The sequence below is a fragment of the Pantoea vagans genome (assembly GCF_001506165.1).
In the GTDB taxonomy this organism is placed as follows: Bacteria; Pseudomonadota; Gammaproteobacteria; order Enterobacterales; family Enterobacteriaceae; genus Pantoea; species Pantoea vagans_C.
This window is the reverse complement of the sequence record NZ_CP011427.1, coordinates 145,315-166,179: the sequence shown is the minus strand read 5'-3', so window position 1 is coordinate 166,179 and position 20,865 is coordinate 145,315. Positions and strand designations below refer to the sequence as shown.

The following is a 20,865-nucleotide window of genomic DNA, read 5'->3' as shown; positions in this document are numbered from 1 at the left end:
GTGATTATTCCCTGGCAAGAACTTGAAGTGACAACGCTGGAAAACCTGATTGAAACTTTCGTGTTACGTGAAGGTACCGATTACGGCGAGCAGGAGCGCAGCCTGGCGCAGAAGGTGGCCGATGTGCGCCGCCAACTGGAACGCGGCGAAGTCGTGCTGGTGTGGTCTGAACTGCATGAATCAGTGAATATCATGCCTGCGCGAGATTTTCGCGGTTAATGCACCGCGCGGCAATTCGTGGTAACAATGCTCATCGCCGGACCTCACAGGGAGTTCTGTTATGTCAGCCAGGCATCCAATCATTGCCGTTACCGGTTCCAGCGGAGCCGGTACCACCACCACCAGCCTCGCCTTCCGTAAAATATTCCAGCAGTTGGATCTGCACGCTGCGGAAGTGGAAGGTGACAGCTTCCATCGCTACACCCGTCCAGAGATGGACATGGCGATCCGTAAAGCGCGCGATCTGGGTCGTCACATTAGCTACTTTGGCCCCGAAGCCAATGACTTTGGTTTATTAGAGCAGACGTTCAAGCACTACGGAAAAACCGGTCAGGGCGAATCGCGCAAGTATTTGCACACCTATGATGAAGCGGTGCCGTGGAATCAGGTGCCGGGCACCTTTACGCCGTGGCAGCCGCTGCCGGACAACACCGATGTGCTGTTCTATGAAGGGTTACACGGCGGTGTGGTGACCCAACCGCACAACGTGGCAGAGCATGTGGATCTGCTGGTGGGTGTGGTGCCGATTGTGAACCTGGAGTGGATTCAAAAGCTGGTGCGCGACACCAGCGAACGTGGGCATTCTCGTGAAGCGGTGATGGATTCCGTGGTGCGTTCGATGGAGGACTATATCAACTACATCACGCCGCAGTTCTCTCGCACCCACATCAACTTCCAGCGCGTGCCGACCGTGGATACCTCCAACCCGTTTGCCGCACGTGAGATCCCTTCGCTCGACGAAAGTTTTGTGGTGATCCATTTCCGTGGTCTGGAGGGGATTGCCTACCCTTACCTGCTGGCAATGATTCAGGGCTCGTTCATTTCACACATGAATACGCTGGTGGTGCCGGGGGGCAAAATGGGGCTGGCGATGGAATTGATCATGACACCGCTGGTGCAACGGCTGATAGAAGGTAAACGGATTGAATAATCCAGAATTTCTGTAGCGGCACGATGTATGGCGTGCATCACACCGCGCGATAAATCGCGCCGCTACAGTAGAATTACAGCTCTACCACTTCATAGCTGTGGGTGATTTCCACGCCTTTGCCCAGCATGATCGCTACTGAACAGTACTTCTCAGCGGAGAGATCAACCGCGCGGGCCACGGCTTTATCACTCAACGCTTTGCCGCTGACAATAAAATGCAGGTTGATGTGGGTAAAAATACGTGGCGCTTCTTCACGGCGTTCAGAGGTGAGCTTCACCTCGCAATCGGCCACATCATTACGGCCCTTTTGCAGGATAGACACCACGTCAATCGCGCTACAGCCGCCCGCCGCCATCAGAACCATCTCCATTGGACTCGGCGCTTTATCCCCTGAATTACCGTCCATTAATACCTGATGGCCAGATGAGGATTCTCCGAGAAAGGTTAACCCCTCCACCCATTTCACTCGTGCCTGCATTATTCTTTCTCCTGAAGTGGCTATTTTGCCGCCAGAGTACGCTTTCAGTTGATAAACAGCAATCCAGACTCTTCCGCCTGTTGCTGAAGCGAGACAACAGAAGACAGCTTGCAAAAGCTGTGCTACAAACAGTGCTGAAAATATTTTCGTCGTAACAGACGAAGGCGGGAAGAATCAAAAGCGTAGCTTAAGAATCACCCGGAAATAAAACGCTCGACGATTACACCGCCTGACAGGGAAAACTGCCCCCTGTGCTTTGGGCACGATTACAATAGAGGATAATAGCGAATGGTTCTCGGCAAACCGCAAACAGACCCTACACTCGAATGGTTCCTGTCCCATTGCCATATTCACAAATATCCGTCAAAGAGCACGCTCATCCATCAGGGTGAGAAAGCGGAAACGCTGTACTACATCGTGAAAGGTTCCGTTGCGGTTCTGATCAAAGATGAAGAAGGCAAAGAGATGATCCTCTCCTACCTCAATCAGGGAGATTTCATCGGCGAACTCGGCCTGTTTGAAGAAGGTCAGGAACGTAGTGCCTGGGTACGTGCCAAAACTGCCTGCGAAGTGGCTGAAATTTCCTACAAAAAATTCCGTCAGCTGATTCAGGTAAACCCGGATATTTTGATGCGACTCTCGTCGCAAATGGCGCGTCGTCTGCAAATCACCTCCGAGAAAGTGGGCAACCTTGCCTTCCTCGATGTGACGGGCCGTATCGCGCAAACACTGCTTAATCTGGCCAAACAGCCAGATGCGATGACTCACCCAGACGGGATGCAGATTAAAATCACCCGTCAGGAGATTGGTCAGATCGTGGGTTGCTCACGCGAAACCGTGGGGCGCATCCTGAAAATGCTGGAAGATCAGAACCTGATCTCCGCACACGGTAAAACCATCGTCGTTTACGGCACCCGCTAATTTCTTATCACCCACGGCGTGATGGCAACATCGCGCCGTTTTTGTTTGCGATGAGCTGATGTGGCGCCGAATCATCTATCATCCTGAGGTCAACTACGCCCTGCGGCAAACGCTGGTGCTGTGCCTGCCTGTGGCACTTGGCTGGCTGTTTGGCGATCTGCAAAAAGGCCTGTTGTTCTCATTAGTGCCTGCCTGCTGCAACATGGCCGGTCTGGATACCCCGCATAAACGCTTCTTCAAACGTCTGATTGTCGGCGGTTCGCTGTTTGCCATCGGCAGTTTTTCGATCCAGTTGCTCACGGATTATCAGATTCCGCTGCCGCTCATTCTGTTTGTGCTGCCGCTGCTGATTGGTGTCACCGGCGAAATCAGCCCGTTGCATGGCCGCTTGCTGCCAGCCACCCTGATCGCCGCCATCTTTAGCCTCAGCCTGGTTGGAAGGATGCCGGTCTGGGTGCCGCCGCTGCTGTATATCGGCGGTACGTTCTGGTACGGCCTGTTTAACTGGTTTTGGTTCTGGCTGTGGAAAGAGCAGCCGATGCGTGAAACCCTGAGCCTGCTGTATCGCGAACTGGCAGATTACTGTGATGCGAAATACACGCTGCTGACGCAACTCACCGATCCTGAAAAAGCGTTACCGCCGCTACTGGCACGCCAGCAAAAAGCCGTCGATCTGATCACCACCTGTTATCAGCAGATGCATATGCTCTCGGCCAGCCGCGATAACAGCCATAAGCGTCTGACGCGAGCGTTTCAGGTGGCGTTGGATTTACAGGAACACATTTCGGTGAGCCTGCATCAGCCGGAAGAGGTGCAAAAGCTGGTCGAGCAGAGCCACGCTGAGGCGGTGATCCGTTGGAATGCGAAAACCATCTCCGCGCGCCTGCGCATCCTCGCCGATGCGATTCTCTATCATCAGTTGCCGGAGCGCTTCCATATGGAGAAGCCACTCGGGGCGCTGGAAAAAATCGCGCGCCAGCACCCAGATAATCCGGTCGGCAACTTCTGTTACTACCACTTCAGCCGTATCGCACGCGTCTTACGCACGCAGAAGCCGTTGTACACGCGTGACCTGATGGCGGATCGTCAGCGCCGTCTGCCGTTCTTCCCCGCGTTGCGCAGCTATCTGTCATTGAAATCTGCCGCTTTACGCACCGCCGCACGCATCTCGGTGATGCTAATGTTCGGCAGCGCAGTCGCGCTGTTCTTCAACATTCCTAAGCCCTACTGGATTCTGATGACCATCATGTTTGTCAGTCAGAATGGCTACAGCGCCACGCGGGTGCGCATTCAGCACCGTGCGCTCGGCACCTTTGCCGGCTTGCTGATTGCGGCAGCCTCACTGCGACTGGCCGTACCCGAATCGGTCACCTTACTGTTTATGCTGGCCATCACCCTCGCCAGCTATCTGGTGACGCGCAAATATTATGGCTGGTCGATGATTGGCTTCACCGTTACCGCCGTGTATTCGTTACAGCTGCTGTCGCTCAATGGCGCACAGTTCTTATTGCCGCGCATGATGGATACGCTGATGGGCTGTCTGATTGCGTTTGCAGGCATGATCTGGCTGTGGCCGCAGTGGCAGAGCGGATTGCTGCGCAGCAACGCCCATGATGCGCTGGAAGCCTATCAGGAAGCGTTACGAATGCTGTTGGGGCCTGAACAATCGCCGGAAAAGCTGGCGTACCAGCGCATGAAGGTCAATCAGGCGCACAATGCGCTGTTCAACTCGCTTAACCAGGCATCAAGCGAACCGGGCTTCAACGCGCAGTACCTGAAAGATATGCGCATGTGGGTAACACACAGTCAGTTTATCGTCGAGCATCTCAACGCCATGACGATTCTGGCGCGTGAGCACACCATGCTGACGCCGAAACTGGCGGAGCGTTATCTGCAATCCTGTGAAATTGCGTTGCAACGCTGTCAGCAGCGGCTGGCATACGATGGACCAGGCAATGACAGCAACATTCTGGAAGCGCCGGAGAATCTGAATGAGGGGCCGGTGACGATTGTGGAACAGCATGTGAAGCGCATCTTGCAACACCTGAACGTGATGCACACTATCTCTTCACTGGCATGGAGCCAGCGACCGCATCATGGTCGCTGGCTCAAAGTATTACGGCCAAAAAGTTAATTACGCCACCAGCACCTTCTCAATGGCTTTGGCGAAACGCGCCATGCCTTCTGCGATATCGGTTGGCTCGATCACCAGCGAAGGCACAAAACGAATCACGTCGGTGCCCGCCGTCAGCACCATCAATCCTTCTGCGGCTGATGCATTGAGGATGTCGCGTGCTTTGCTGGCGTACTGCGGTTTCAACGCCGCACCAATCAGTAAACCTTTGCCGCGAATCTCACTGAACAGTTCAAATTGACTGTTGATGGCCTGCAGACCTTCCACGAACTGCTGGCGACGCGCTTCCACGCCATTCAGCACTTCTGGTGTATTGATAATATCTAGCGCGGTTTCGGCAATCGCACAGGCCAGCGGGTTACCGCCGTAAGTGGTGCCGTGCACGCCTGGTGCCATCACGGAGGCAATTTCGTTGGTGGTCAACATCGCACTCACCGGGAAACCGCCGCCCAGCGCTTTTGCACTGGTGATGATGTCGGGTTTGATGCCGTAATGCTCGTAAGCAAACAGCTTGCCGCTACGCCCCATGCCGCTTTGCACTTCATCCAACACCAACAGCGCTTTATGCTCATCACACAGCGCGCGCAGGCCCTGCATGAATTCTGCGGTCGCCGCCACCACACCGCCCTCGCCCTGAATCGGCTCGACGACAATGGCGCAGGTGTGGTCATCAATCACTGCTTTGACGGCATCCAGATCGTTAAACGGCACATGCACGATATCGGCAGGCTTCGGACCAAAACCGTCAGAGTATTTCGGCTGACCGCCTACAGTGACGGTAAACAGGGTACGGCCATGGAACGCGTTGTGGAAGGCGATAATTTTGCTTTTGAACGGGCTGTGTTTCTTGCAGGCGTAATAACGCGCCAGTTTGAAAGCCGCTTCGTTGGCTTCCGCGCCTGAGTTACCAAAGAACACACGATCGGCGAATGTCGCGGCAATCAGTTTGCTGGCCAGACGCAGTGCCGGTTCGTTGGTGAATACGTTGCTGGTGTGCCACAAGGTTTCGCCCTGCGATTTCAGCGTTTCCACCAGCGCCGGATGGCAATGGCCTAAAGCAGTTACCGCGATGCCGCCGGAGAAGTCGATATACTCTTTGCCCTGCTGATCCCAGACTCGGCTGCCCTTACCTTTAACCGGCACAAACTGCGCAGGTGCATAAACAGGCAAAATCACGTTATCGAACGTTTCCCGGGTTACCGCTAGTTTTTCCGCTGCCATTGCCGACCTCATTGGGTTATTTGTTGAGCTGAAGTGAAATTATAATCACAAAATATGCATAAAAAATCACACGAAGGCAAACATAAGTTACGCGTTCAGAAAATTAGCCAAGAGCTGATGGCCCTGCTCGCTGAGGATGCTCTCAGGATGGAACTGCACCCCTTCCAGCGCCAAGGTGCGATGGCGGAAGCCCATGATCTCATCCGGCTCGCCGTTGCGCAGGCTCCAGGCGGTGACGTCGAATTCTGCGGGCAGCGTATCGCGCGCCACAATCAGTGAATGGTAGCGCGTCACGGTGAGAGGATTATTAAGGTTGCGAAACACGCCTTGCTGGGTGTGCTGGATTACGGAAGTTTTCCCATGCATCACCTGGCGCGCGCGAACCACCTGCGCACCATATGCCTGCGCAATCGCCTGATGGCCAAGGCACACGCCAAGTATCGGCAGGCGTCCAGCAAAGTGGCGAATCGCCTCCAGCGAGACACCGGATTGATCCGGGGTACAGGGGCCAGGAGAAATCACCAGATGTGTCAGCGGCAGCGCCTCGATTTCCGCCACGGTAATGGCGTCATTACGCACTACGCGCACATCCGCGCCCAGCTCACAGAAGTACTGGTAGAGATTCCAGGTGAAGGAGTCGTAGTTATCAATTAGCAGCAGCATAGTGCCCTCAGGCCAGAAAAACCGCCGCTATTCTACGCATTTTAACGAGCGGGGCTCACCACTTTCGCAAACTGCGCCGTCAACGGTGCCAGATCGCCCGCCACACCGGCAAAGATCGCGCTGCGCCAGGCGTTTCGCTCCAGTTGATCCCACGTCAGCAGATAACCGGCATGCAGCGCCAGCTGTTCAAAGAAAATACGCTGTGTCCGCCCATTTCCCGCGCGGAACGGATGCAGCACAAATATCTCGCAGTAATAGTGCGCCAGACGTGCCACAAACTCCGTCTGCGGCAGGTTGACCAGCTGTTGCTCATCCTCCAGCGCCGCCATCAGCCCATTGCCCTCTTTCTCAATATATTCACAGTGGCAATATGGCGTTTCGTCGCGCCAGATATCTATGCTGCGCACTTCACCGGCCCAACTGTAGAGGTCCTGAAACAGGGTGCGGTGAATATGGCACAGCCACGGCATCCCTCTGCTGCGCGGCCCTAACTCCAGCGTAGCCAGACGTGCCGCGCTAAAAGCCAATTCCGCTTTACGCAGTTGCGCTTCATCATGAATATCGAGACGATTTTTTAGCACCCTGTCGTTATGCCAAAGATAGGGATCGCGCACCGCCAGACTGTTATCCGCCATATTGCCTCCTCAATGATTCCAGTCGATCTTCCTGCTGCTCAGTGGGGATTTCGATAGGCGCATAACCGGCCAGGCGGCAACTGGCCTGATAACTGGCCGCACGGCGCTGCTGCCACAGTGTGGTTTTCTGTTTTTCAGTGAGTTTGCTGGTCATAGGGCCTCCGGCAAGCGATTTGCCCTAAGTATAAGAGCAAATTTTAGCTTTGCCGGAGCACGGCAGAGCGCGCCACTGCAGAATGGCGCGTCAGACGATTAAGGCAGGACTTTGGCAGAGAGGATAACAATCGGTTTTGACGGCACATTTTGGTATGGGCCGACATCTTTAGTTGGCACCTGCGCAATCTTATCGATCACATCCTGGCCTTTCACAACTTTACCAAATACCGCATAACCGAAATCACGTTGACCGTGATCGAGGAAGGCGTTATCCGCAACGTTCAGGAAGAACTGGCTGGTCGCGCTATCTTTATCTGCAGTACGCGCCATCGAAATGGTGCCACGCAGGTTACGCAAACCGTTATCGGCTTCGTTCTTGATCGGTGCAACGGTCTGCTTCTGCTGCATGTCCGTTGTGAAGCCGCCGCCCTGGATCATAAAGCCAGGGATCACGCGATGGAAAATGGTGTTGTTGTAGAAACCGTTGTTGACGTAGTCGACAAAGTTCTTCACCGAAACCGGGGCTTTCTGGTTGTTCAGTTCGAGTTCGATATTGCCCGCAGAAGTGGTGAGCAGCACATGCGTATCCCCTTTTGCTGCAAGAGCAGTAGCGGATACAGAAGAGAGCGCTAACAGGGCAACCGCCGCTGTCAAAGTACGTTTAAACATGAATGATTCCTTACCATGGAGTGCAAGCTCAAAACGAGATTGATTGTAAAGAGCAAGTTATACAAGAGCCAGCGTTTTACCGATATTTACGCTGATGTTGCGATTGTCATACTTTTGCGCTCACGCAATCATTTGCGTGACGAAAATCACACTATTAATGAAATATTTCGCGCTTGTTTCACTCGTTGTTTATTAAGATCACAGTTCCATTTACAATTCATGACACTTTTTGCCCATCCCGGCGCTTCACAGGTTCAGAACATGACAAACCGTAATCGCATTGGCCTTACCTGGATCAGCTTTTTCTCTTACGCGCTCACCGGCGCGCTGGTTATTGTTACCGGCATGGTGCTGGATAATATTGCCCAGTATTTCCAGTTGCCGATTTCAGAAATGAGCAACACCTTCACCTTCCTGAATGCCGGTATTTTGGTCGCGGTATTCCTGAACGCCTGGTTGATGGTGATTGTGCCGCTGAAACGCCAGCTGATCTTTGGCTTTGTGCTGATGATCCTTGCCGTCGCGGGCTTGATGACCAGCCACGATCTGACCATCTTCTCGCTGTGCATGTTTGTGCTTGGCGTGGTGAGCGGCATTACGATGTCGATCGGCACCTTCCTGATTACGCATCTGTATGATGGCCGCCAGCGCGGTTCACGTCTGCTGTTTACCGACTCTTTCTTTAGCATGGCCGGCACTATTTTCCCGATCATCGCGGGTGTACTGCTGGCGCGTGCGCTGCCGTGGTACTGGGTGTATGCCTGCATTGGCGTGATTTACCTGGCGATCTTCGTCCTCACGCTGATGGTGGAATTCCCTGAGCTGAAAAGCGAAGCTGCGGTGCAAGGCGGCGAGAAAGAGAAATGGGGTATTGGCGTGCTGTTCCTGTCGATTGCCGCACTCTGCTATATCCTTGGTCAGCTGGGCTTTATCTCTTGGGTACCGGAGTACGCTACCAAATCGATGGGCATGGATATCGCCGCGGCTGGTCAGCTGGTAGGTAACTTCTGGACCGCCTACATGGTGGGTATGTGGGTGTTCAGCTTCCTGCTGCGCTTCTTCGATCTGCAACGTATTCTGATGGTTCTGGCCGCCCTGGCAACGGGCTTGATGTACTGGTTCGTCACCACAAATGATGCCAGCATGCTGCACTGGATCATCATGATTCTGGGCTTCAGCTCCAGCGCTATCTACACCACCATCATTACGCTGGGATCGCTGCAAACCAAAGTCTCTTCACCGAAGCTGGTGAACTTTATCCTGACATGCGGCACCGTCGGCACCATGCTGACCTTCGTCGTGACTGGCCCGATTGTGGCGAGCGGTGGCGCACATGCGGCCCTCTCTACCGCCAACGGTCTGTATGCCGTGGTGTTCGTGATGTGTGTACTGCTCGGCTTTGTGACCAAACATCGCCAGCACGGCCATGTAACGCACTAACCTGCTTGAATGGGCGGCCTTCAGGCCGCCCACGTCGATCTCACTACCGTTTAAACGTGACCGCTTCCGCTGCGCCCAGGTAAATCTCACTCCTTGCAGGCTGCGTGGCAGCCACCACCCTTCCCTGACGTATCGAATAACGCACCGGCACTTGCCTGCGTACTGCATCAAATCCACTCTCCGCAGGCAGGATAATCAGGCTGGCATCATCTCCTACAGCAAGACCGTAGTGATCCAGTTGCATCGCCTTGGCGCTGTTCTCAGTAATCAGTTTCAGGCCATTGTCGATCTGCTCGTAGCCCATCAGCTGACAGACATGCAACCCCATGTGCAGCACCTGCAACATGCTGGCGGTGCCCAGCGGATACCAGGGATCAAACACATCATCATGGCCAAAGCAGACGTTGATATCGGCGTCGAGCAACTCTTTCACGCGCGTGATGCCCCGTCGTTTCGGATAACTGTCAAAACGCCCCTGCAGATGGATATTCACCAGCGGATTCGCCACGAAGTGGATTTTTGACAGCTTCAGCAGCCGGAACAGACGTGAAGTGTAGGCATTGTTGTAGGAGTGCATCGCCGTGGTGTGGCTGGCTGTCACCCGCTCGCCATTGCCGTCACGGTGCGCCAGTGCCGCCACCGTTTCAACAAAGCGCGACTGTTCATCGTCAATCTCATCACAGTGCACATCCACCATCCGGTCATAGCGATTGGCGAGGGCAAAGGCTTTGTGCAGTGACTCTACGCCATACTCACGGGTGAATTCGAAATGCGGAATAGCACCGACCACATCCGCACCGAGGCGCAGCGCCTCTTCCAGCAGCGCTTCGCCGTTGGGATAGGAGAGGATCCCCTCTTGAGGGAAAGCCACAATTTGGATGTCGATCCACGGTGCCATCTCGGCTTTCACTTCCAGCATGGCTTTCAACGCGGTAAGTGTGGGATCGGAGACATCAACGTGAGTGCGCACATGCTGAATACCGTTGGCAATTTGCCACTTCAGCGTCTGCTGCGCGCGCTGTTTGACATCTTCATGGCTGAGCAGCGCTTTGCGCTCTGCCCAACGCTCAATGCCCTCAAACAGCGTGCCGGATTGGTTCCACGCAGGCTGACCGGCGGTTTGTGTGGTGTCGAGGTGAATATGCGGCTCAATAAAAGGTGCACTTGCCAGCCCGGCTTCGGCATCCAGCGCATCGCCCTGCTCCTGCACCTGCGGGGGTTGGGGGCGAATCGCCGCAATTTTCCCGCCGTTGATTTCCATCTGCCACAGGCCTTGCTGGCCCGCTAAGCGCAGGTTGTTGATCCACTTCAGTGACCGGTTCGCCATGCCTCTCTCCTGTTTTAAAGCAACAGGTTAAGCTAGCACGAATAGCCATTCACCAGCGTCATCGATTTTTGGGTTGCCCGCATTGCACAATGATCAACCAAATAAGCCACTTACGAAAAATGTTCAAAATCAGTTACATACCTCAAAATGAGTATATGGCGTGACGCTTGATATACATCAATGAGCGGCAAAAGTAGCGCGTTAAGGTAGGCGCAGATACCGCAAATTTTGAGGCAAGCATGAGCAAGCACAATGTCGTGATTATTGGTAACGGCATGGTTGGCCACCGCTTTATCGAAGAACTGATCGACAAAGCCGACCCCGGTCAATTCGCCCTGACCGTCTTTTGTGAAGAACCCCGCGCCGCCTATGACCGCGTCCACCTTTCCGCCTGGTTCTCCCATCACACTGCTGAAGAGCTCTCTCTGGTGCGACCGGGTTACTACGAGAAGCATCAGGTTAATCTGCTGATGGGTGAACGTGCTATCACCATCAACCGCGACGAAAAACTGATTCACTCCAACACTGGTCGCGCGGTGCATTACGACACGCTGATCTTCGCCACTGGCTCTTATCCATGGATCCCGCCGATTAAGGGATCAGAGGGCAGTGACTGCTTTGTCTATCGCACTATCGAAGACCTTAATGCTATTGAAGCCTGCGCGCGCCGCAGCCAACGTGGTGCTGTGATGGGTGGCGGCCTGCTGGGGCTGGAAGCCGCTGGCGCCTTGAAAAACCTCGGCATCGAAACCCACGTCATCGAGTTCGCGCCTGGCTTAATGGCGGAACAGCTGGATGGACAAGGCGGCGAACAGCTACGCCGTAAGATCGAACAGATGGGTGTGCGAGTGCATACCGGCAAAAACACCCAGCAGATTGTGCATCATGCCACAGGGGGAAAAACGCTGGAGTTTGCCGATGGCAGCGCGCTGGATGTCGATTTCATCGTCTTCTCTACCGGTATTCGCCCACAAGACAAACTGGCAAAACAGTGCGGGCTGGTGCTTGGCCAACGCGGCGGTATCGCCATTAACGAACGCTGCCAGACCAGCGATCCGGCCATATACGCCGTCGGGGAGTGTGCCGCATGGAACAATCGTCTTTTCGGCCTGGTGGCGCCAGGCTACAAAATGGCGCAGGTTGCCAGTGACGTGTTGCTGGGCCGTGACAATGCCTTCGCCGGGGCGGATATGAGCGCCAAGCTCAAGCTGCTGGGCGTCGACGTGGGCGGCATTGGCGATGCGCAGGGACGTACGCCGGGCGCACGCAGCTATATGTGGCTCGACGAGCAGAAACACATCTATAAACGCCTGATCGTCAGCGAAGACAACCGCACCCTGCTCGGCGCAGTGCTGGTGGGTGATACCAGCGACTACGGCAATTTGCTGCAGCTGGCACTGAATAACATCCCACTGCCAGACCAACCGGAGGGACTGATTCTGCCCGCTGGCAGCGGCGACAAACCGGTGATGGGCGTGGATGCGCTGCCGGACAGCGCGCAAATTTGCTCCTGCTTCGATGTCAGCAAAGGCGATATCATCAACGCAGTGCAAGGCGGCTGCCATACCGTGGCGATGCTGAAAACTGAAACCCGCGCCGGCACCGGCTGCGGCGGCTGTATCCCGCTGATCACCCAAGTTCTCAATGCGGAACTGAGCCGTCAGGGAATTGAAGTCAATCATAACCTGTGTGAGCACTTCCCCTATTCGCGCCAGGAGCTGTATCACCTGATGCGCGTTGAAGAGATCACATCCTTCGAGGCGCTGCTGGCGAAATATGGCCAGGGTTACGGTTGTGAGGTGTGCAAACCCACCGTGGCCTCGCTGCTGGCGTCTTGCTGGAATGAGTATGTGCTGAAACCGCAGCATGCACCGCTTCAGGACAGTAACGATCTGTTCCTCGGCAATATCCAGAAAGATGGCACCTATTCCGTGATCCCACGTTCACCCGGCGGTGAAATCACCCCTGAAGGCTTAATGGCCGTGGGTGCCGTGGCGCGTCAGTACAACCTCTACACCAAAATCACCGGCTCACAGCGTATTGGCTTGTTTGGCGCACAGCGTGACGATCTGCCCGCTATCTGGGCTCAGCTCATCGATGCGGGATTTGAAACCGGCCAGGCCTATGCCAAAGCGCTGCGTATGGCGAAAACCTGCGTCGGCAGCAGCTGGTGCCGCTATGGTGTCGGCGACAGCCTCGGTTTTGGCATCGAGCTGGAGCATCGCTACAAAGGCATCCGTACCCCGCACAAAATGAAGTTTGGCGTCTCAGGTTGTACCCGCGAATGTGCGGAGGCGCAGGGTAAAGACGTGGGCATCATCGCCACCGAGAAAGGCTGGAACCTGTACGTCTGTGGCAACGGTGGCATGAAGCCGCGCCACGCCGATCTGCTGGCCGCCGATCTCGATCGCGACACGCTGTTGACCTACCTCGATCGCTTCATGATGTTTTACATCCGCACCGGAGACCGCGTACAGCGCACTTCGCTGTGGCTGGAGAGCATGGAAGGCGGCATCGACTATCTGCGTAGCGTGATCATCGACGACAAACTCAGCATCAATGCGCAGCTGGAAAGCGAACTGACCCGCCTGCGCGGTGAAGTCGCATGCGAATGGACTGCGACGGTGAACGATCCGCAGCAGCAAAGCCACTTCAGCACCTTTATCAACAGCGATCAGCGAGATCCGCTGATACAGCACATTCACCAGCGCGATCAACATCGCCCGGCACGTCCCGCCGAGCGCATTGCCGTTGCCATGATTGAGGAGATCGACGCATGAGCCAGTGGCATCCGGTGTGTGAAATAGAGCAAATCCTGCCTGCCAGCGGCGTCTGTGCGCTGGTCAAAGGCCAGCAGATCGCCATCTTCCGTCCGCGTGACGATGAGCAACTGTTTGCATTAAGCAATATCGATCCTTTTTCTGAAGCCAGCGTGTTATCGCGCGGCCTGATTGCCGAGCACCAGAAGACGTTGTGGGTCGCCAGCCCCTTGAAAAAACAGCGCTTCCGCTTGAGCGATGGTGTTTGCATGGATGATGAATCCCGTTCAGTGGCGAGCTATCCGGTGCGCGTCAGTGAGGGGCTGGTCGAAGTGTGCGCCTGACAGAATTCCTTCACTTTATGAGACGTCACTATGTTTACTGACACCCTGAACAAATGCGCCGCCAATGCGGCGCGCATCGTGCGTACTGCACAGCAGAGCCCGCTGGCCTTCTGGATCAGCTCAGCCATGGCTGGTGCCTATGTTGGCTTGGCTATCATCCTGATTTTTACCCTCGGTAATCTTGCGGACCCGGCCTATCGACCGCTGATCATGGGCGCGACTTTTGGTATCGCTTTAACACTGGTGATCATCGCCGGTTCGGAGCTGTTCACTGGCCACACGATGTTCCTGATGGTTGGCGCTAAGTCTGGCACCATCAGCCACGGGCAAATGTGGTGCGTACTGCCACAAACCTGGCTGGGCAACTTGATTGGCTCGGTGTTTGTCGCCCTGCTCTACTACTACGCAGCGGGTGCTATGCTGCCGAATGCTAACGCACTGATTCACAGCGCAGCGCTGGCGAAAACCACGCAACCCGCGATGGCACTGTTCTTCAAAGGTGCACTCTGCAACTGGCTGGTTTGTCTGGCAATCTGGATGGCGGTGCGCACCGAAGGCACAGCGAAATTTATCGCCATCTGGTGGTGCCTGCTGGCGTTTATCGCTTCCGGTTATGAGCACTCGGTAGCGAATATGACGGTCTTTGCACTGTCGTGGTTTGGCCAGCATAATGCCGACCTGACGTTGGGTGGAATCGGCCATAACTTGCTGTGGGTCACGCTGGGTAACATGTTCTCCGGCATGGTATTGATGGGCCTTGGTTACTGGTACGCCACACCACACGCTCAGAGACCGCAAGCGGCAACACAAGCCGCTGCGCTTAAATCGGTTTAAATATTTCTGAGCCCGCAAGTGTTGTTATGTGAATCACGTTATCAATCCTAAGGTCACACAGATTTGTAGCGGCGCAATTTATTGCGCGTGTTTTAACCCCTGCGCGATAAATCGCGCCGCTACCGATTGTGCCAGCTGAAACCAGGTTGATTAATGGATAACCATCGCGCAGCTCGCGGGCTTTTTTGAGGATGAGCGATGGACTATTTCCCCCTGTTTTGCCGTCTGCAGGGTAAACGGTGTTTGCTGGTCGGGGGTGGTGATGTGGCAGAACGCAAAGCGCGTTTGCTGCTGGATGCCGGTGCCGATCTGCATGTCGGTGCGTTGGAATTCTCCCCTGTTTTTCAACAGTGGGCTGAACAGGGAAAGTTACAGTTACTGCCCGGCCACTTTCAGCAGAGCTGGCTGGAAGGTTGCTGGCTGGTGATTGCCGCCACCGATGATGACGCCGTCAATCAACAAGTGGGGGATGCAGCCGAGCTGCGCCGTATCTTCTGCAATCTGGTGGATGCGCCACAGGAAGCCAGCGCGATCATGCCATCGATTGTTGATCGCTCGCCGCTGATGATTGCCGTCTCGTCGGGTGGCCGTGCGCCGGTGCTGGCTCGCCTGCTACGGGAAAAGCTGGAGGCGATGCTGCCACAGCATCTTGGTCAACTGGCTTCCCTTGCCGGTTCGTTACGTGGCCGAGTCAAGCAGACCTTCAATAGCATGGCGCAGCGACGTGCATTTTGGGAACGCTTCTTTGCCAGCGATCGCCTGGCACAAACACTGGCTAATCATGATAAACCGCGTGCGAACCACATCGTCGATACCTTGTTTGACGCGCCACTGACCCAGCAGGGCGAGGTGGTGCTGGTGGGCGCGGGTCCAGGAGATGCGGGTTTACTGACGCTGAAAGGCTTGCAGAGTATCCAGCAGGCCGATGTTGTGGTTTATGACCGCCTGGTCTCGGATCCGATCCTCAATCTGGTGCGTCGCGACGCGGAACGCATCTTTGTCGGTAAACAGGCGGGTAATCACTGTGTGCCCCAATCGCAAATCAATCAGCTCCTGCTCGAGCAGGCACAGCGCGGCAAACGCGTAGTGCGACTAAAGGGTGGCGATCCCTTTATTTTCGGTCGCGGAGGTGAGGAACTGGAGGTGCTGGCACAGCACAACATTCCCTTCAGCGTGGTGCCGGGTATCACGGCCGCTTCCGGCTGCGCGGCCTACAGCGGTATTCCACTGACCCATCGCGATCACGCGCAGAGCGTGCGTTTTGTCACCGGGCATCTGCAACAGCAGGGTGAAATGGAGTGGGGAAAACTGGCCGCAGAACAACAGACGCTGGTGTTTTATATGGGGCTGACGCAGGCACCAGAGATTCAGCGTCAACTGCTGGCACATGGCATGGACGCCAACACGCCGGTGGCGATTGTGCAGAATGGCACCACCCCGCAACAGCAGGTGGAAACCGCCACCCTGGCAGAACTCAGTCAGCTGGCACAGCAGTTTGCCAGCCCGGCGCTGATCATTGTCGGGCACGTGGTGGGCCTGCGCAGCCAGTTACGCTGGTTCTAAACAAAAAAGGCGAGTCATAATGACTCGCCTTTTTAGATCATTTCACGCATGGTTTATGGCTGTGCCACAAAACCCACGGCTTCGTAGACTTTCTTCAGCGTTTCCTGCGCTTGTGCACGCGCTTTGGTCGCGCCATCACGCATCACCTGATTGAGGAATGCCTCATCGTTACGGAAACGATGATAGCGCTCCTGCAGTTCGGTGAGCATGCCAGAAACCGCTTCAGCCACTTCGCCCTTCAGGTGGCCATACATTTTGCCTTCGAACTCTTGCTCCAGCTGCGGGATAGATTTGCCGGTGACGCCAGACAGAATATCCAGCAGGTTTGACACTCCGGCTTTCTCTTTCACATCGTAACGTACCACGGGTGGCTCAGCGGAATCAGTTACTGCGCGTTTGATCTTCTTCACCACCGCTTTGGTGTCTTCCAGCAGACCAATCACGTTATTGCGGTTGTCGTCCGACTTGGACATTTTTTTAGTCGGCTCCAGCAATGACATCACGCGGGCGCCAGATTTTGGAATAAACGGCTCAGGGATTTTGAAGACATCGCCATACAGGGCGTTGAAACGACCAGCGATATCGCGGCTCAGTTCCAGATGCTGCTTCTGATCTTCGCCCACCGGAACCTGGTTAGTCTGATACAGCAGAATATCCGCTGCCATCAGCACCGGATAATCGAACAGACCCGCAGTAATGTTTTCTGAGTAACGTGCAGACTTATCTTTGAACTGCGTCATACGGCTCAGCTCGCCGAAGTAGGCGTAGCAGTTCAGCACCCAGCTCAGCTGCGCATGTTCTGGCACGTGCGACTGAACAAAGATGGTGCTTTTCGCCGGGTCGATACCACAAGCCAGGTACAGTGCCAGGGTGTCCAGCGTGGCTTTACGCAGCGCAGTCGGATCCTGACGAACGGTGATGGCGTGCAGATCAACGATGCAGTAAATGCAGTGGAAATCATCCTGCATCTGCACCCACTGACGTAGCGCACCCATGTAGTTGCCAATGGTCAGTTCACCGGAAGGCTGGGCGCCGCTGAAAACGATGGGTTTGCTCATAATATGTCCTGATAATTACAGCCCGAGAGCGGGCAAAAGTTCGCTAAAAGTATCGAGAGTTAAATCGGGTTGGCTGGCAGCGATCGGCTCACCGTAGTTGTAGCCGAACGTCATGCCGATATTCGGTACACCCGCTGCCTGGGCCGCGTGAATATCATTACGGGAATCACCCACAAACAGTAATTCTTTCTGCAGTACGCCAAAGTGACCCAAAACAAGGAAGATCGCTGCGGGATGCGGTTTTTTCACCACCACATCATCACCGCCAATAATCAGCGTGAAGAAATCGGCAATGCCCAGGGACTGCAATAATGGCGCGACAAAGGGTGTCGGCTTATTCGTCACAATCGCCATCGGCCAGCCATTCGCGTGTAATGCGGCCAGCGTCTCTTTTACCTGTGGAAACAGCGTACTGCCGGCTTCCACCGTTTCGGCGTAATACTTGTCAAACAGCGTACGCGCATCGCGTTGCTCTTCGGCATGCGGCTCACGGCCTAAGGCCCATGTCAGTGCGCGGCTCATCATCACGTCGGCACCGTTGCCAATCCATGTTGAAGCCAGTGCCACACCCGGCGGTGGCAGCTGCAAATCGCCCAAAGCATGATCGATGGCCTGTGCCAGACCTGGTGCGCTATCCACCAGCGTGCCATCCAGATCAAAGGCTAAGGCACGGATATCAGTGAAATGAGCCATTAACTTTCTCCAGTTCGCCACGCATTTCGTCGATCACTTTTTTGTAATCAGGATGACCAAAGATAGCTGAACCGGCCACGAACATGTCCGCGCCCGCTGCCGCGATCTGACCGATATTATCGATCTTCACACCACCATCCACTTCCAGGCGGATATCGTAGCCACTCACATCAATCAGACGACGCGCCTGGCGTAGCTTATCCAGCGTACCCGGAATAAAGGATTGGCCACCAAAACCTGGGTTCACTGACATCAACAGAATAATGTCGAGTTTATCCATCACATAATCGAGGTAATCGAGTGGCGTGGCGGGATTGAATACCAGACCGGCTTTGCAACCGTGCTCTTTAATCAGTTGCAGTGTGCGATCCACATGCTCGCTGGCTTCAGGATGGAAAGTAATGTAAGTCGCACCGGCTTTGGCAAACTCAGGGATCAGCGCATCAACCGGCTTGACCATCAGATGCACATCAATGGGCGCGGTGATGCCGTAATCGCGCAGCGCTTTCAGCACCATTGGCCCCATGGTCAGATTGGGAACATAGTGGTTGTCCATCACGTCGAAATGAACCACATCCCCTCCTGCTGCCAGTGCTTTCGCGGTGTCTTCACCTAAGCGGGCAAAGTCAGCAGCAAGAATTGAAGGGGCCAGCAAAAATTGTTTCATCCGATTCTCCCAATGTTGTGCGCCAGCCACAGCTGGCGAAATGCGTTGGTCGCGGACGAAACAGACTAGCGGAAAAGCGCCAGCAGTTCGTCAACCTGAGTGCGACCACTTATGCTTCGGCTGATGGAACGCCGGGCTTTGACTACATTTAACACCGCATTCTGATACCACTCGCGAGTGAGCAGCGTGTCGTGGTTAGAAATCAGTACCGGTATACCGTTTTCCTGCGCCAGCTTGTTGGCCAGTTCAGCCAAATGCTGCTGCTCGCGCAGGCTAAAACTGTTGGTGTGATATGCGGTAAAGTTGGCCGTCGCTGACAAGGGCGCATACGGCGGATCGCAATAAACCACTGAACCAGCAGGGGCGTTGTTCAGAGTAACATCGTACGATTCACAGACAAAGGTCGCTTTTTGTGCCCGTTCGGCAAACCACAGCAGTTCTGCTTCTGGGAAGTAAGGTTTCCGATAACGGCCAAAAGGCACGTTAAACTCACCGCGCAAATTATAACGGCACAGACCGTTGTAGCCGTGGCGATTGAGATACAGGAACAGTAGCGCGCGCTGATACGGATCCTTGCTGGCGTTGAACGCCAGGCGGTGCGCATAGTAGGTCTCCGCCATATTACCTTCAGGCGTAAACAGCAGACGCGCATCGTCAATAAAGTCTGCAGTGCGGGTTTTGACGATGTTATACAGATTGATCAGATCACCGTTAATGTCCGCCAGGTGATAGCGGTCATAATCAGTGTTGAGGAATACGGAACCGGCACCGACAAAGGGTTCGATTAGACAATCACCTTGTGGCAAATGACGACGGATATCGTCAAGCAGCGGGTATTTCCCTCCGGCCCATTTAAGGAAAGCGCGATTTTTCTTCATGCTGTCGTGGTTATTACATCTTAATTATTGGCTGTGGTGGAACCGACAGCAGCTCTGCGCTTTAAACGGGGCCACGTGTCCGCAGCCCCACATCAATTACTGGCTTTCTTTTTTCACCTGGCTCAGCGGTTTCACCCACGGATTTGCCGCACGCACTTCGGCAGGCAGTGACGCCACCGCGCGCTTGGCATCTGCTGGAGTGGCATAAGCACCGCTCACCAACACATACCACGGCTCACCGTTACGCGTGGTTTTATACACGTGGTAACCGCTCAGATTCTGTTTCTTCGCCCACGCATTCAGGCTCTCTTCTTTTGAAGCACCACTCAACTGCAGCGTGTAGTTGCCGCCCGTTGGGATAGACTTGCTGGCACCAGCCGGTGCATTGTGCGCGGCGGTGGTATGCGTTTTGTTCTCTTTGACCACTGGCACGGGCTTGGTGTTCGCCGCTGGTGCTTTGTGCGTGGTGCTGTTGTGCGTCTCACGCGTGCCGTTGCTGCTGGTGCGAGATGGTGTTTCAGAGCGCATGGCTGGCGGAGTGATCGCTTTACCGTTGCCACTGACCGTCGCCGGTGCAGTCGGTAAAGAGCTATTGCCCTGCGCACCCTGAGCGGCGTTATCCACCTGGCCTTGCTGATTGTTCAACGCGCTGTTGAGATCGCCCGGCAATGTCACACGTTGCTGATTAGCGGGAGTCTCCACTGGCGCAGCCTGAGTCGGCGTCGAGGAGACCGCAGGCATCGAGATGGCGTTGGAATCGCTGTTCGCAGGAGCTTGCGTACCCGCAGGAGCCTGAGGCGCGCTACCGTCTGCAGACGGCGCGGCGTTCTGCTGGCCACTCATGGACGTCGAACCGGAAAGGTCGATGCTTTTTTCACCGCCACCAGAAGCTGGCGCCGCGCTGCCATTGCTGGCTGTAGCCGCGGGTTTCTTCTCATCCGGGCCGGTTAATGCAGAACCGATGCCCAGCACCACTAAAAGCAGCACCAGGATCCCGATGCCCATCATCATATGCTGACGTGATACCGGCACCTTGGTTTTCGGGGCGGAAGACTGTTTGCGAGGCCGCGTTGGACGGCGGTCACTGGCATCAGGTTTTAACTCATCTTCCGGTTTGAACTCATCCATCTAGCCTCCTCCGTAAAACGGCACGCTTCCCACGCACCGCATCACAACTCACCGCTGTACCCGTCATACTTCAAGCTGCTGCCAGGCTGGCTGTGCTTAATCACACATTCAATTATCGACTGGCTGCGACTCGAATGATGAGGGTCT

At 55.1% G+C, this 20,865-nt stretch carries 21 protein-coding genes; 9 read left to right on the top strand and 12 right to left on the bottom strand.

Features of this window, described 5'->3' with window-relative positions; all coding sequences use genetic code 11:
* On the top strand, positions 1-219 hold the full coding sequence (locus LK04_RS00740) for a YheU family protein (RefSeq protein ID WP_039332733.1): 219 nt from the start codon (positions 1-3) through the stop codon (positions 217-219).
* A 61-nt stretch (positions 220-280) separates the two neighbouring features.
* Positions 281-1,150 (top strand): phosphoribulokinase, encoded by an 870-nt coding sequence (locus LK04_RS00735; RefSeq protein ID WP_039332731.1) that lies wholly within the window; start codon positions 281-283, stop codon positions 1,148-1,150.
* A gap of 73 nt (positions 1,151-1,223) precedes the next feature.
* Here the strand turns inward: LK04_RS00735 and LK04_RS00730 are convergent, their stop codons facing one another.
* Entirely contained in the window at positions 1,224-1,628 is a 405-nt protein-coding gene (locus tag LK04_RS00730; protein WP_021507440.1) for an OsmC family protein, read from the bottom strand.
* A 288-nt stretch (positions 1,629-1,916) separates the two neighbouring features.
* On the opposite strand from LK04_RS00730, the gene crp reads away from it, so the two are divergent.
* On the top strand, positions 1,917-2,549 hold the full coding sequence (gene crp / locus LK04_RS00725) for a cAMP-activated global transcriptional regulator CRP (RefSeq protein ID WP_039332728.1): 633 nt from the start codon (positions 1,917-1,919) through the stop codon (positions 2,547-2,549).
* Positions 2,550-2,607: 58 nt separating this feature from the next.
* On the top strand, positions 2,608-4,683 hold the full coding sequence (locus LK04_RS00720) for a YccS/YhfK family putative transporter (RefSeq protein WP_039332726.1): 2,076 nt from the start codon (positions 2,608-2,610) through the stop codon (positions 4,681-4,683).
* Here the strand turns inward: LK04_RS00720 and argD are convergent, their stop codons facing one another.
* From argD to ppiA, 5 genes are all read right to left on the bottom strand, one after another.
* A complete protein-coding gene (gene argD, locus LK04_RS00715; protein WP_039332724.1) occupies positions 4,684-5,904 on the bottom strand; it encodes a bifunctional acetylornithine/succinyldiaminopimelate transaminase in 1,221 nt (406 codons plus the stop codon).
* Between the two features lie 87 nt (positions 5,905-5,991).
* Positions 5,992-6,567 (bottom strand): aminodeoxychorismate synthase component II, encoded by a 576-nt coding sequence (locus tag LK04_RS00710; RefSeq protein ID WP_039332722.1) that lies wholly within the window; start codon positions 6,565-6,567, stop codon positions 5,992-5,994.
* Between the two features lie 41 nt (positions 6,568-6,608).
* Positions 6,609-7,202 carry a putative adenosine monophosphate-protein transferase Fic gene (locus LK04_RS00705; RefSeq protein WP_039332720.1) on the bottom strand — a complete coding sequence of 198 codons (594 nt, stop codon included), beginning with the start codon at positions 7,200-7,202 and terminating at the stop codon, positions 6,609-6,611.
* A complete protein-coding gene (locus LK04_RS19910) occupies positions 7,192-7,356 on the bottom strand; it encodes a YhfG family protein (RefSeq protein WP_071885711.1) in 165 nt (54 codons plus the stop codon). Before LK04_RS19910 ends, LK04_RS00705 begins: the two co-directional genes overlap by 11 nt.
* A 98-nt stretch (positions 7,357-7,454) precedes the next feature.
* Entirely contained in the window at positions 7,455-8,027 is a 573-nt protein-coding gene (ppiA, locus tag LK04_RS00700; RefSeq protein ID WP_034819591.1) for a peptidylprolyl isomerase A, read from the bottom strand.
* Positions 8,028-8,288: 261 nt separating this feature from the next.
* Between ppiA and tsgA the strand changes: the two genes are divergently transcribed.
* Positions 8,289-9,467 (top strand): MFS transporter TsgA, encoded by a 1,179-nt coding sequence (gene tsgA / locus LK04_RS00695; protein WP_039332716.1) that lies wholly within the window; start codon positions 8,289-8,291, stop codon positions 9,465-9,467.
* A gap of 43 nt (positions 9,468-9,510) precedes the next feature.
* Here tsgA and LK04_RS00690 read toward each other — a convergent pair whose 3' ends face one another.
* Positions 9,511-10,794: a cytosine deaminase gene (locus LK04_RS00690; RefSeq protein WP_039332714.1), complete on the bottom strand. Its 1,284-nt coding sequence runs from the start codon at positions 10,792-10,794 to the stop codon at positions 9,511-9,513.
* 239 nt (positions 10,795-11,033) lie between these two features.
* Between LK04_RS00690 and nirB the strand changes: the two genes are divergently transcribed.
* From nirB to cysG, 4 genes are all read left to right on the top strand, one after another.
* Positions 11,034-13,574 carry a nitrite reductase large subunit NirB gene (nirB, locus tag LK04_RS00685; protein ID WP_039332711.1) on the top strand — a complete coding sequence of 847 codons (2,541 nt, stop codon included), beginning with the start codon at positions 11,034-11,036 and terminating at the stop codon, positions 13,572-13,574.
* A complete protein-coding gene (gene nirD, locus LK04_RS00680; RefSeq protein WP_039332709.1) occupies positions 13,571-13,897 on the top strand; it encodes a nitrite reductase small subunit NirD in 327 nt (108 codons plus the stop codon). The genes nirB and nirD overlap by 4 nt, the downstream gene beginning before the upstream one ends.
* A gap of 30 nt (positions 13,898-13,927) precedes the next feature.
* The gene (nirC, locus tag LK04_RS00675; protein ID WP_039332707.1) at positions 13,928-14,731 is read left to right on the top strand and encodes a nitrite transporter NirC; all 804 of its coding nucleotides are present in this window, start codon (positions 13,928-13,930) and stop codon (positions 14,729-14,731) included.
* Positions 14,732-14,929: 198 nt separating this feature from the next.
* Complete coding sequence (gene cysG / locus LK04_RS00670) at positions 14,930-16,294, top strand: siroheme synthase CysG (RefSeq protein ID WP_039332705.1); 1,365 nt, start codon at positions 14,930-14,932, stop codon at positions 16,292-16,294.
* 53 nt (positions 16,295-16,347) lie between these two features.
* Here cysG and trpS read toward each other — a convergent pair whose 3' ends face one another.
* The 5 genes from trpS to LK04_RS00645 form a co-directional block, all read right to left on the bottom strand.
* Positions 16,348-17,352, bottom strand: a complete 1,005-nt coding sequence (gene trpS, locus LK04_RS00665) for a tryptophan--tRNA ligase (protein WP_039332703.1) — start codon at positions 17,350-17,352, stop codon at positions 16,348-16,350.
* A 15-nt stretch (positions 17,353-17,367) separates the two neighbouring features.
* A complete protein-coding gene (locus LK04_RS00660; RefSeq protein WP_039332702.1) occupies positions 17,368-18,045 on the bottom strand; it encodes a phosphoglycolate phosphatase in 678 nt (225 codons plus the stop codon).
* On the bottom strand, positions 18,029-18,712 hold the full coding sequence (gene rpe, locus LK04_RS00655; protein ID WP_039332700.1) for a ribulose-phosphate 3-epimerase: 684 nt from the start codon (positions 18,710-18,712) through the stop codon (positions 18,029-18,031). The genes LK04_RS00660 and rpe overlap by 17 nt, the downstream gene beginning before the upstream one ends.
* Before the next feature lie 65 nt (positions 18,713-18,777).
* Positions 18,778-19,590 carry an adenine-specific DNA-methyltransferase gene (dam, locus tag LK04_RS00650; protein WP_039332698.1) on the bottom strand — a complete coding sequence of 271 codons (813 nt, stop codon included), beginning with the start codon at positions 19,588-19,590 and terminating at the stop codon, positions 18,778-18,780.
* A gap of 96 nt (positions 19,591-19,686) precedes the next feature.
* Positions 19,687-20,718, bottom strand: a complete 1,032-nt coding sequence (locus tag LK04_RS00645; RefSeq protein WP_039332696.1) for an SPOR domain-containing protein — start codon at positions 20,716-20,718, stop codon at positions 19,687-19,689.
* Positions 20,719-20,865 lie beyond the last annotated feature (147 nt).